This is a genomic window from Arthrobacter sp. NPDC058130 (assembly GCF_042884475.1).
Classification (GTDB): domain Bacteria; phylum Actinomycetota; class Actinomycetes; order Actinomycetales; family Micrococcaceae; genus Arthrobacter.
In genome coordinates this window covers 476,658-489,278 of record NZ_JBHVTV010000002.1, presented here as the reverse complement: position 1 = coordinate 489,278, position 12,621 = coordinate 476,658, and the positions used below count along the sequence as shown (strand labels likewise).

Annotated in this window: 9 protein-coding genes; 5 read left to right on the top strand and 4 right to left on the bottom strand. The window is 64.6% G+C overall.

The features are described 5' to 3' along the window. Positions 1 to 497: 497 nt before the first annotated feature. A complete protein-coding gene (locus tag ACFVTM_RS06355; protein ID WP_390202543.1) occupies positions 498 to 2,042 on the top strand; it encodes a CoA-acylating methylmalonate-semialdehyde dehydrogenase in 1,545 nt (514 codons plus the stop codon). A gap of 51 nt (positions 2,043 to 2,093) precedes the next feature. On the opposite strand, the gene ACFVTM_RS06350 is transcribed toward ACFVTM_RS06355, so the two are convergent. Then, positions 2,094 to 3,641, bottom strand: coding sequence for a PucR family transcriptional regulator (locus tag ACFVTM_RS06350; protein WP_390202542.1), 1,548 nt, complete (start codon positions 3,639 to 3,641; stop codon positions 2,094 to 2,096). Between the two features lie 126 nt (positions 3,642 to 3,767). Between ACFVTM_RS06350 and ACFVTM_RS06345 the strand changes: the two genes are divergently transcribed. The 4 genes from ACFVTM_RS06345 (at position 3,768) to ACFVTM_RS06330 (ending at position 7,401) form a co-directional block, all read left to right on the top strand. Next, on the top strand, positions 3,768 to 5,096 hold the full coding sequence (locus ACFVTM_RS06345; protein ID WP_390202541.1) for an aspartate aminotransferase family protein: 1,329 nt from the start codon (positions 3,768 to 3,770) through the stop codon (positions 5,094 to 5,096). Between the two features lie 212 nt (positions 5,097 to 5,308). Further along, on the top strand, positions 5,309 to 5,737 hold the full coding sequence (locus tag ACFVTM_RS06340; protein ID WP_390202540.1) for a universal stress protein: 429 nt from the start codon (positions 5,309 to 5,311) through the stop codon (positions 5,735 to 5,737). Positions 5,738 to 5,875: 138 nt separating this feature from the next. After that, complete coding sequence (locus ACFVTM_RS06335; RefSeq protein ID WP_390202539.1) at positions 5,876 to 6,499, top strand: helix-turn-helix domain-containing protein; 624 nt, start codon at positions 5,876 to 5,878, stop codon at positions 6,497 to 6,499. Further along, the gene (locus ACFVTM_RS06330; protein WP_390202538.1) at positions 6,496 to 7,401 is read left to right on the top strand and encodes a DMT family transporter; all 906 of its coding nucleotides are present in this window, start codon (positions 6,496 to 6,498) and stop codon (positions 7,399 to 7,401) included. Before ACFVTM_RS06335 ends, ACFVTM_RS06330 begins: the two co-directional genes overlap by 4 nt. A gap of 142 nt (positions 7,402 to 7,543) precedes the next feature. Here ACFVTM_RS06330 and ACFVTM_RS06325 read toward each other — a convergent pair whose 3' ends face one another. The 3 genes from ACFVTM_RS06325 to ACFVTM_RS06315 all read right to left on the bottom strand — a co-directional run bounded on the left by ACFVTM_RS06325 (position 7,544) and on the right by ACFVTM_RS06315 (position 12,471). Continuing rightward, positions 7,544 to 9,364 carry an amino acid permease gene (locus ACFVTM_RS06325; protein WP_390202537.1) on the bottom strand — a complete coding sequence of 607 codons (1,821 nt, stop codon included), beginning with the start codon at positions 9,362 to 9,364 and terminating at the stop codon, positions 7,544 to 7,546. A gap of 474 nt (positions 9,365 to 9,838) precedes the next feature. Beyond that, positions 9,839 to 11,197, bottom strand: coding sequence for an MFS transporter (locus tag ACFVTM_RS06320; protein WP_390202536.1), 1,359 nt, complete (start codon positions 11,195 to 11,197; stop codon positions 9,839 to 9,841). Further along, entirely contained in the window at positions 11,194 to 12,471 is a 1,278-nt protein-coding gene (locus ACFVTM_RS06315) for a lyase family protein (RefSeq protein ID WP_390202535.1), read from the bottom strand. Before ACFVTM_RS06315 ends, ACFVTM_RS06320 begins: the two co-directional genes overlap by 4 nt. Between the last annotated feature and the right edge of the window lie 150 nt (positions 12,472 to 12,621).

Sequence of the window (12,621 nt, the reverse complement as noted above, 5' to 3'; positions counted from 1 at the left end):
AACATCCGCCCCCCGTGGAGGGCGGATGTAACGTCTGTGTTTGATTTTCCCGGGGAGCGCCACATTGGCGTCACAGAGCCGCCCCGGCTGCTCAGCGGCCGCTCGAGACGCCTGCGGGCAGTCGGACTGCTGCCCCGGCCGGGACCTCGTCGTGAGCGGCCAGGACCCAGGATCCTGTCGTTCCACTGACCGCCGGCATAAGACTCCCTTCACTGAGGTAGCGCCAAGGCCCGCCGCTGCCCTCCGGGCTCCACCAACCGGTCGCGGGACAATGCTCGCCGGTGGCTGCTCTCGGCCGGGAAAGACTCTGGCGGATGGGCCGGGTGCCGTGCGCGGGCCTGCGTTTCATGGTTTCTCCCTAAGACGATGTGGTTTTCGCTCCCACGCTAAAGCGGCGGAGTGCACGCCGGCGCCTAAACCTTTGTTGAGCTGACGCGGTTGCGATGGACATATGTACACCACTGGCAGCTGGCTGCTCCGTCTACGTTTGACCTCAGATGATTCCCATCGCCCCACCACCGAAGAAAGAGAAGACTGTGTCTGATAACAACGAACTGCAGGTTGTCCCGCACTTTATCGGCGGCCAGGAGGTGCCCTCGTCCGGGGACCGCACAGCTCCGGTATTTGATCCGGCGCTGGGCAAGGAGACCAAGCTGGTCGGTCTCGGGTCCGCTGAGGACATCGAGACGGCCATCTCCTCAGCCCACAAGGCCTTTCCGGCCTGGCGGGACCTTTCCATCACCAAGCGCCAGCAGATCATTTTCCGCTTCCGCGAGCTCCTCAACGAGCGCAAGGGCGAGCTGGCTGAAATCATCACGTCCGAGCACGGCAAGGTGCTCTCCGATGCCCTCGGCGAAATCACGCGCGGCCAGGAGGTCGTCGAACTGGCCACCGGCTTCCCCCACCTGATCAAGGGCGAGCACTCCGAGAATGTCTCCAGCGGCGTGGACGTCTACTCCACCAAGTCACCGCTCGGCGTCGTCGGCATCATCAGCCCGTTCAACTTCCCGGCCATGGTTCCTCTCTGGTTCCTCCCCATCGCCATCGCAGCGGGCAACACCGTTGTCCTGAAGCCCAGTGAAAAGGACCCCTCGGCAGCGAACTGGCTGGCCGCCCTCTTCAGCGAGGCCGGCCTTCCGGACGGCGTCTTCAACGTCCTGCACGGTGACAAGGAGGCGGTGGACGGACTGCTGGAGCACCCTGACGTCAAGGCCATTTCCTTCGTCGGGTCCACCCCCATCGCCCAGTACATCTACGAGTCCGCAGCCCGCCACGGCAAGCGCGTGCAGGCCCTGGGCGGGGCCAAGAACCACATGCTGGTCCTTCCGGATGCGGATCTTGACCTGACCGCCGATGCCGCCATCAACGCCGGATTCGGCTCAGCAGGGGAGCGGTGCATGGCCATCAGCGTCGTGGTCGCCGTCGAGCCCGTTGCTGACGAACTCATCGAAAAGATCACGTCCCGCATGGCAACGCTCAAGGTCGGCGACGGCCGGCGCAGCTGTGACATGGGTCCGCTGGTCACCAGGCAGCACCGGGACAAGGTAGCCTCGTACATCGACCTTGCCGTGGAGGACGGCGCCAAGGTGGTGGTGGACGGCCGCGGGATCAGCGTTGACGGCGACGAGAACGGCTTCTGGCTCGGCCCGACGCTGATCGACGACGTGCCGGTCACCTCCCGCGTATACCAGGAGGAAATCTTCGGCCCGGTTCTCGCCGTGGTCCGGGCCAACTCCTACGAAGAGGGCCTGCACCTGATCAACTCCGGCGCTTTCGGCAACGGCACAGCCATCTTCACTAACGACGGCGGGGCTGCCCGCCGCTTCCAGAACGAGGTAGAAGTGGGCATGGTGGGCATCAATGTCCCCATCCCGGTCCCCGTGGCCTATTACTCCTTTGGTGGGTTCAAGGACTCCATCTTTGGCAGCTCCAAGGCCTACGGCATTCAGGGCTTCCAGTTCTACACCCGGGAGAAAGCCATCACCTCGCGCTGGCTGGACCCCAGCCACGGTGGAATCAACCTGGGCTTCCCCCAGAACTGATCCCGTTTTCGATTGATTCCGGCGTTGCCGGCAGAGGGGTGCCCGGTGCGTTCAGCGCTCCGGGTGCCCCTCCGCCATTTCCAGGAACTGCAGTGCCGTGTACAGTTCCAGCCGGTCCCGCAGCCCGTCCAGGTTCAGGCCCAGGATGCTGCCGGCAGCATCAATCCTGTTCCGCAGCGTATGCCGGTGAACGCCCAACTGCCGGGCAGTGCGGTCCCACACGCAGTTGTTTGCCAGCCACGCTGTGACTGTCGGCAGCAGCTGTGACTGTTCAACGTCGTCGTGCTTCACCAGCGGTTCAATGAGCCGGCGTGCCACCGATTCCGCCTCCTCCCGCTGGAGCAGGCCAAGCATTCCGCCGCCGGCAACTTCCGCGAAGGTCACCACCGCCCGCGACAGCTCATTGGCCCTGCCCAGGGCCTTCTCGCCTTCCTTGATGCCCCGCAACAGTCCCTCAAATGCGGTCGGCGCCGAAGTCCCGGCCGCGGCGCCATACCTTCCCAGGACCGCCTCGACTTTCTGCTGGTGCACCGGGTTGGCCAGCACGACGACTTTTTCGTCCCGTTGGGCGTAGAAGACCGCGCCACGGTGGTCATCGGAGAGCAGTTCAAGGGCCTCAAGGAGGTTCTGTCCCTGACGCGGGGGCTGGGCAACCGTAACGATCACCGGTTCACCGGGCAGTCTTCCCCAGACCTGTCGTGCCGTCCGTGCCGCCACCTCCGTATTTCCGGAGAGCATCTGCTCGAAGACTCCCGACCGCAGGTGCCGGCGCGCAGTGTCCAAGGTGCGGGCCTGCTCCAACGCAAGGCTGGCAAGGGCGATCACACTATTGATGATGTCTGTCCGTGCCGGATCCAACGGCTCGATGGCACCCAACGCCAGGACGCCCCTAAGGCTGTGCCGCCGGCCAAGGGTCTGCAAGGTGACCTGCTGGTCCTCCACCGTCAGCTGGGCCACCGACCTGTTGCCCTGCTCCAGCGCGCGCAGTACCGCGTCCCGGACCGCGGACATCAGTTCCGACGGCACAGGGCGGCTGTTGGGCATCAGGATGTGGTTCCCGGCCGCGTCGAAAAGTGCCACCCAGCACTGGAGCTGGCGTTCCAGCTCGGTGAGGATGGACCGCAGCCCATCCGGGCGAAGGGCCGCGCGGGCGATCGACCGCTGGGCCTGGAGGGACCACTCGGATCTGGCGTTCTGCTCCTTTGCCAGCCAGTCCGCCACGGCGCGGATGATGGCAATGAACGGCGTGCGGTCCGGCACCTCAAGGAGCGGCAGGCCCTGCTCGCTACAGGCCGCCTCCAGGCCCTCCGGGAGCGCTCCATGGATCACTTGGGTGGCAAAGCCCAGACCGCAGATTCCGTGATCCACAAGGCGTTTGACATAGCCGCCATATACTTCGGCGCCCGGGTCGCTGACCGGGAACTGCGTCCCGTCGGTCAGCAGCAGCTGGCCCGGGTCCAGAAAGGGCGTCGGGTCATCCAGATCCGAGCTGTGCACCCAGGACACCGGCGCATCGAGCATTTTGCTCTCGGGTCCGGGGGTAACCAGCCGCAGATTCAGGCCCTTATTGTGCAACAGCGCGTTGATGGTGGGCGGCACCTAGGACGCCTCTGCCGGATCGTCGAAGTTCATAGAGTTGAGTATACAAATGTATAAGGACGTGATGGGTTGTCCCGGCGGATTATGAAGAGGAAGAAAGAGCACCGTCCCCCGAGAGGAACAACCATGGCCCACAGCCCTACCGCCCTTGCCGCACCCGTCACCAACTCGGAAGTGGTCGCCCTGGACCGGGCGAACGTCTTCCACTCATGGTCGGCGCAGGGCGCCCTTAATCCCCTGGTCATTGCCGGCGGATCCGGCAGCACTGTCTGGGACCATGACGGCCGCACCTACCTGGACTTCTCCAGCCAGCTGGTCAACACCAACATCGGCCACCAGCACCCGCGTGTGATCGAGGCCATCAAGCAGCAGGCAGACGCGCTGGTCACCGTGGCCCCCGCACATGCCAACCACACCCGCGGCCTCGCAGCGGAAAGGATTCTCGCCCACGCACCGGCGGGCATGGACAAGGTCTTCTTCACCAACGGCGGCGCCGACGCCAACGAGAACGCCATCCGCATGGCCCGGCTGCACACCGGCCGGGACAAGGTGATCTCCCGGTACCGGTCCTACCACGGCAATACCGGCGCCGCCATTGCTGCCACCGGCGACTGGCGCAGGATTCCCAACGAATACTCCCGCGGCCACGTCCACGTTTTTGGGCCCTACCTGTACCGCTCGGAGTTCTGGGCGGAGACCCCGCAGCAGGAAGCCGAGCGCGCCCTGCAGCACCTGCGCCGGACCATCGAGGCCGAGGGGCCGCAGTCCGTGGCAGCAATCCTCCTCGAAACCGTCCCCGGCACCGCCGGCATCCTGCTCCCGCCGCCCGGATACCTCGAAGGCGTGCGCGCCCTGTGCGACCAGCACGGCATCATCCTGATCCTGGACGAAGTGATGGCCGGATTCGGACGCACCGGCGACTGGTTCGCCCTGGACGCCTACAACGTCAAGCCGGACCTCATCACCTTCGCCAAGGGCGTCAACTCCGGCTACGTCCCGGTGGGCGGCGTCATCATCTCCGAGGAAATCTCGGCGACGTTCGATGAGCGGGTCTTCCCGGGCGGCCTGACCTACTCCGGGCACCCCCTGGCGGCAGCCTCCATCGTGGCCTCCATTGACGCCTTCGAGGAAGAGAACATTGTCGAAAACGCGGAGCGCATCGGCCGCGATCACCTCGCACCCGGCCTGGCCGCCCTCGCGGCCCGCCATCCGGTGATCGGCGAGGTCCGCGGCCGCGGCGTCTTCTGGGCCCTGGAACTCGTTCAGGACCAGCAGACCCGGCAGCCCGTCACGCCGGCGTTCATGGGCCGGATCAAGGCCGAACTCCTGAACCGCGGACTGCTGCCCTTCATCGCCGACAACCGGATCCACGTCGTCCCTCCGGCTGTCGTCACGGCTGAGGAGGTCCGCAGGGCGCTGGAGATCTACGACGAAGCACTCACAGCCGCCAGCTGATCCAGACCGGGTATTTGCGGCTGGCGAAGCCCTGGATGGGCCACCAGCGGTGGCCCGTCCTCAGGCATGCCGGCCCTGAAATCCTCCGCGGACAAACCCGGAAAGCGGCTTGGACGGCACACCGATGCAGGCTGCGACCGCATCTTCCCGCGAGGGCCAAGGAACTGGACATTGCAGATATTGGCATCACTCAGTAAGGAAAGAGCAGAAGAATGACTGGAGTAATAGTCGTCGGCGTGGACGACAGCGAAACGGCCAGGAAGGCCGCGCAATCGGCAGGCCTGTTGGCTGTCGCGATGGGAGCGAGGCTCCATGTGGTCACGGCCTTTACCAGCGACCGCGCGCACGTTGTAGGTACTGGGAGTGACCGGCTGGTGGTCTCGGAGGCAGGCATAGCCGAAAAATTGGCCCGCGCCGTCGCGGTCGAACTCCGGTCCGAACAGCTGGAGGTCGATTACTTCGCCGTCCATGGATCACCGGCCCAGGCGCTGATCAAGCAGGCCGAAACCCATGACGCCACAATGATCGTTGTTGGTAACCGGCGCATGCGTGGACTCGGACGAGTTCTTGGCAGCGTCGCGAACACAGTTGCCCACAACGCTCCGTGCGATGTGTACATAGCAAAAACTGACGAAGTCTAAGAAGACAAGTTCCGCGCGTTGGCTCAAGACACCCCGCGTTGGAGTTGGGCAGCGCGCGGGTCACCTCCGGCGGCCCGTGCGCTGCGCCACTCCGGGAGCCATAATACAAGTGCACTCTAAGTGCAGTATGATGCACTTATGGATGAGAGCACAACTATCCTCGCCTTGGCGATCGGGGCCCGGGTCAGGCAGGAGCGGCAGTCCCGGGGCTGGACCCTTGATCAGCTGGCGGAGGCTGCCGGGGTAAGTCGCCGGATGGTCATCAACGTTGAGCAGGGTTCCGTGAATCCCAGTGTGGGGACCCTGCTGAGGATCAGCGACGCGCTCGGAGTTGGGCTGCCGGCGCTGGTCGAGTCGCCCCAGCCCAAGCCGGTGAAGGTCACGCGGCGTGGCGAAGGTGCGGCTTTGTGGCACGGGGAGTCTGGTGGCCGCGGGGTGTTGGTGGCCGGCACCGAACGGCCGGATGTGGTGGAACTCTGGGACTGGACGCTGGCTCCCGGGGACCACCACGCGACCGAGGCCCACGCGCCTGGCACCAAGGAACTCCTGCAGGTCCTGCAGGGCACCATCACCATGGCGGTGGCAGAGCAGTGCATCATCCTTGACGCCGGCGATGCCGTGAGTTTTCCCGGCGACATGGCACATTCATTCGCCAATCCTGGAGCGGAACCGGCAAGGTTCTCCCTCGCCGTGTTCGAGCCGGGCGTGGGATCAGGACACCGGTCGGAAATGGCCGGCAACCGGCCGGGGGAGCGGCCATGACAGGCCGAGCCTCCTACAATGTCCCGGTGCCGCCCTGGGGGTTGGCGGTGGCGGCGATGCTGTCGGTCCAGCTGGGCTCCGCCCTGTCGCTGGACCTGATTACAACCCTGGGTCCGGCCGGGACCGCATGGCTCAGGCTCAGCTTGGGGGCAATCATCCTCCTGACCCTGGCCCGCCCGCCGCTGCGCACTATCCGCCGACGGGACATGCCGACGCTGCTCGCTCTGGGCATGGCGACCGGTCTGATGTCCATCGCCTTCCTCGCTGCGATCGAGCACATCCCGCTCGGAACTGCAGTCGCCATCGAGTTCCTGGGCCCGTTGACCGTCGCTGCCATGCGAAGCCACAATGCACGGGCGCTCCTCTGGCCCGCAGCTGCGCTGCTCGGGGTGGTGCTGCTCACCGAGCCCTGGCAGAGCGGGTTCAATCCTGCCGGCGTAGGGTTCGCCGGGATCGCTGCCATCGCATGGGCGGCGTACATCCTGCTCACCCAACGGATCGGCGACCGTTTCACCGGCATCGGAACACTCTCGCTCACCGTGCCGATCGCTGCCATCACGGCCGCTGTCATCGGCATCCCGCAGGCTGCTGGCCACCTCACGCCTGGAATCCTGGCCGCTACGGCGGGACTGGCCATCCTGCTCCCCGTCCTGCCGTTCGCGCTGGAAATGTTCGCCCTACGCAGGATGACCCCCACCGCGTTCGGCACCCTGATGTCCCTTGAGCCAGCCCTCGGCGTTCTCCTTGGACTGCTGGTGCTGCACCAGCAACCCTCGGCCACGCAAATTGCCGGCATCCTGCTCGTCGTCCTGGCCGGCGCTGCCGCGCAACGCGGTGGCCGACGACGCCCACGGTCCGCCGAACCGGCCGGCCGCGCCGCGGAGCTCGACTCCGTTACCTAACCCAGACGGCTGACCAAGGTCCCTGGGAGACCGGAAGCGGCGATGATCCTTTCGCCTGCTCGCTTCTCCATCTGAGCGGCGACGTTCAGGGATGCCGAGCCTCTGTTGCTCCCGCTGACTGCAGTCAGGATCGGCATTGACGTCAGGCTCCGCTATTGGCGTTCGGAGCGGTCGTTGCCTCGATGTGGGTCACCGGTAGCCCGTAGGCGGCGCGGGCGCGGTCGACGACGTCAAAATGCTGCCACGTCGACTCGTCGGCCGGGAGGGTGGCGATGACGATCTGGTCCGGCTGGAACGACACGACCGCGTCGGCCAATGCTTGCAACGGCCGAAAGTCGCCCAGGGTGCCGGAGACCGACAGCCCGTCCGCCGATAATGTCGACATGGTGTAGTCGAGACGCTTCCGGGCGGCGCGCTCGGTAGCGTCCCGCAGGTCTAGCGGACCGTATGACGCCGCTGTCCCGGTCTCGACTGGGTTGGCGGGAACGGTCACGAAGTACGTGGCAGTTCCTTCGCGGTCGATGCGGCGCAACTCGTCGAGGAGCTGTGTGGAGGCAACTGTCTGGTTGGCCATCACGAGGACACGTCTGGGGTTGCCCGCGACTGTGCTGGCCGAGATCGGCCTCAGCTTGACGTACCAACGGTTCACGAAAAAGAGCGCGATGACGAGCCCCGTGGCCCCCAGGCTGAGCAGCAGCTGGGCGCGGGTCTTTTCTTCCAAGAACATCTGGACCAGCACCGCGAGGATAACGATGGCCGTGAGAATTGACAGGTAGGGGAAGTACCACATCTTGACGCGCAGCTCGGAGTCCGGCGTGCGCCGGCGCAATACGATCTGGGACACAATGATCACGATGTAGACGATGAGGTAGATCGCACCGATGGAGTTCAGCAGAAACACGAATACCGTATCCGGCGCGATCGCCGCAGCGATGACGCAGAGGAAGCCGATGACTGACGAGGCGAGGATCGCCAGGGCCGGAACACCCCTACGCGTCACCCGGACCATCTGCTGGGGTGCCTCTCGGCGTGCGGCGAGAACAAAGAGCATGCGCGAGGAAGTGTAGAGCCCTGAATTAAGGCAGCTGAGGACGGCCGTCAGTGCGACGGCGTTCATGACATCGCTGGCGTAAGGGATACCCATCGCGGTAAAGGCAGCAACAAACGGGCTGGACTTCGTCTCCGGGGCGTTCCACGGCAGGATCGTGGCGAGCAGGAAGATGGAGCCAACGAAGAAGATCGAGATCCGGACAATGACTGACTTCGCGGCCCTGGTCACCGCCTTCTCGGGGTCGGAGGACTCCGCGGCAGCGATGGTGGCGATCTCGGCGCCCACCATCGAGAAAATCGCGGTGACCATGGCGACAGTCAACGCAGAGGGTCCGTTGGGCAGGAACCCTCCATGGGACCACAGGTTTGAGAAGTCCATTGACTTCCCCGGCCACAGGCCGAAAACGAACATCGTGCCCAGGAACAGGAAGACCACGATTGCTGCAACCTTGATCCCGGCGAACCAGTACTCGAACTCGCCAAACGAGGCAACTGAGAACAGGTTGGTCGCCATTAGCAAGATCATCAGGATCAGCGAGGCCAGCCAAAGGGGGACGTCTATCCAGTACCGGATGATCGTTGCTCCTGCGATAGCCTCGGCACCGACGGTGACGACCCAGTTGTACCAGTAGAGCCAACCGACCGAGAACCCGGCCCAATCGCCCAAGGCGCGGCGCGAGTAGTCGGTGAACGAGCCCGTGGACGGACTCGCCACGGCCATCTCGGCAAGCATCCGCATGACCATGATGATTACGACACCGGTGATGCCGTAACTGATGAATGCTCCTGGGCCGGTCTCACTGATGACGACGCCGGAGCCGACGAACAGGCCGGCTCCGATGACGCCGCCCATTGCAATCATTGTCAGCTGGCGCTGACTGAGGGATTTCTTGAGAGTCGGGCTTGAATCCATGTCAACTCCTACATTGTCGTCCCCGCGCTTCATTGCGCGGTGCAGATATTGGACAATCCGCCGGGAACGACGTCGTCTAGGTCCTATGCGTCATTCTCAGGCTGCAGAGGCGTCCGCGGGTAAGGGCCCGCATATCTCCGCCAGCGGCATGTCGGCCGTGCTGCGCGGTCAGCACTTTGAGCGCCGCGCATATCAACGCAAACATCTCAAATTGTTTGATTGTCTGACAGTATGGATCTTAAGGTTAGTGATGTGATCTGTGCCATGTCAACGTGATGCGTCATTTCGGAATTTCACTGCTCAACAAAGCTGGAACCCACCCAGCCCCGTTAGTTCGTACCGCCTGAGTGGAGTTTGTCCTCGGTTCCGCAGCGGATGAGCTCACGTGAGGCGTCGGGTGAACGTCAATAGGGAGGGCCGGGCAGATGCCGGCCCTCCCTATCGCTATGAATCTGGTGGATTTCTTTCGGCAGGCTAGTGGGCGGCGGCGCCTTGGCGCTCGTGGTGGTGTGCCGGTTCGATTTCCTCGTCGACGGCTGCGAGGGATTCGGCTCGGGTTTCCGGAGCCCAGCGCCAGCAGACGAAGGCACCGATGAGCAGGACAGCGACGCAGGCCGTCAGGGCGGTGTTGATGCCTGAGCCGGCGACCACGACCGGGAGCAGGAAGGTACTTCCCGCGGAGCCGAGCCGGCTGGAAGCCGTGGCGACGCCGACGCCCGAGGCACGCAATTCGGTCGGGAACAGCTCGGGCGGGTAGGCGAATTCGAGGTTCGCGGCCGCTGAGAGGACGAGTGCGAACGAGGCGAACAGGACGACGGCCAGTATCGGGCTCACGGAGGCGAAGAGGACGAGGCCGAGCAACAGTGCGGCACCCAGGGCGAAGCTTCCGATCAGGAAGGTCCTGCGGGAGATGCGGTCGATGATCAGCATGCCGACGATGGCGCCCACGAGCAGGAACACGTTGTAGGCTGCGCCGGCGGCGAGCTTGCCGGAGACTCCGAGGGCTTCCATGACCTGGGGCGCGAATGTACCGAGGGCGAAGTAGGGGATGACCTGGCAGACGTAGAAGACGGCGCCGACCATGGTGCGCTTCCGGTATTTTGCGGAGAACAGTACGGCCATTCCCTTGGTCGTTTTGATGGAACTGACCGGCGGTGGCGCCACGTTGGGGCCGACGTGGCGGCGGACCACGTCGGCGGCTTCGCGCAGGCGTCCGTGCTGGGTCAGCCAGAGCGGTGATTCAGGGACGCCGAGGCGGAATCCGAAGACGATGAGGGCGGGGAGGGCGCTGATGAGGAGCATCCATCGCCACGCGTCGGGTCCGAGGTTTGAGAGCAGGAAACCGGCCAGGTAGGCGGTGACGTAGCCCAGGGCCCAGGCGACGGCGAGGAAGCTCATGAGCCGTCCGCGGAACCGGCGGGGGGAGTGTTCGGTGACCAGGGATTTGCTGACGACGTAGTCGGCTCCCAGGGCGATGCCGAGAAGCAGACGGAGCGCGAGGAGCTGCCAGGGTTCCTGAACGAAGAACTGGCTTGCGGAAAGGAGCCCGAAGACCAGCATGTCCCAGCCGAAGATTCTGCGGCGTCCGATCCTGTCGGCGATGGGGCCCGTGACGATGGCCCCGAGGAAGAGCCCGGCCAGGGTTGCTGCGCCCAGGAGCCCGATCCAGAGCGGTGTGAGGTTCAGGGCTGCAGTGGCGGATGCCAGCACGATGCCGACGATGCCCAGGACGAACCCGTCGCTGAACTGGCCGCCGGTGCCTGCAATGGCGACGCGGATGTGGAATCGGGTGAGGGGCGCGTCTTCGTATGCTGTGTGCGCGGCGGTGCTCATCGGGTTGCCTCAGCCGTGGCGGCGCGGGCTTTGGTGACTTCCAGAGTGGTGGCGTCGTAGCCCTGCTCAGCGGCCATGGTGACCCATTGATCGAAGCCGGCGGCGAGGTTTGAGTTGAGGCGGGGGCCGTCCCAGGCCAGTCCGGTGATGCACTTGCGGGTGAACGTTTCTGCGCTCGCGGTCAGGTCTTCGAGGATGTTCAGCAGCGAATCAACGATCACCGGCTCCATGATGTTCAGTTCAAGTTCCCCTGCCGCCACGGCGCATTCGACGGTGTGGGCAGCTCCCCGGATGCGGTAGCTGAGCTGCATCACGAATTCCGGGATGACGGGGTTGATCTTGCCAGGCATGATCGAGGATCCGGCCTGGGTTGCCGGCAGCGTGACTTCACCGATTCCGCCGGTGGGTCCGGAGGACAGGAATCGCAGGTCGGCGGCGATTTTGGCCATGGTGATGGCGGCACGGGCCCCGGCTGATGCCACGGCAGCGTAGGGGTCCAGGTGGGAAAGGGCATCGACGAGGTCGTCCGATCCGGTCAACTGCCGCCCGGTTGCTTCGCTCAGATCCCGGACGCAAAGTTCCCGATACCCTTCGGGTGCGCCGATGCCCGTTCCGAGCACCGTGGCGCCGATGGCAATGGTGTCCAGCTCGGCTGTCGCGGCGCGAAGCCCCTCGGTGACTCGGCGGATGGCGGTGGCGTGGGACCGGTGGGTCTGCCCCACACTCAGCACGACAGCATCCTGCAGGCACGTCCGGCCGAGGCGATGGGTGCTGTCATACTCGGCAGCTTTGGATTCCAGGGCCGCGGCCAAAGCCGTCAGTGCCTGCAGGGGGTGTTCGGCAAGGTCCCGGATGGTCAGGGCCATCGCTGTTGGATAGGTGTCGTTGGTTGACTGGGAAGCGTTGACGTGATCGTTGGGGTGAACGGGGAGGTCCGCTATCTGGGTTGCCCGGGCGGCGATGACCTCATTGAAATTCATGTTCGTCGTCGTGCCCCCGCCACCCAGAACGAGGGCGGTGGGAAACTGGCTGCCGTGCAGGCCGGCCGCTATCTCAGAGCACGCGGCCTCGATCGCCTCCGCCACCTCGGGGGCGAGGGCGCCGAGTGCGGCATTCGACCGGGCGGCGGCAGCTTTGACCAGAGCGTAGTTCCGCACGAAAACCGGCACATCTGCCACACGGCGGCCGGCTGCGCCGAAGTTCTCTACGGCCAGCCTGGACTGCTTGCCGTAGAGGATGTGACCGTCTGACGTCTCTGTCTGAAGGACTGTCATTTCAAAACCTTTCAAGTGATGTGTACCACAGTGCTTTGAAAGGTATAAGGCCGCATCGTGTGCTCCAAAAACTGTTGTTGATAAAGCAACACTCATTCAGCGAGATCAAGCAACGAACGAAACTTCTATTCGAGTAGTGTTGTTGCTACA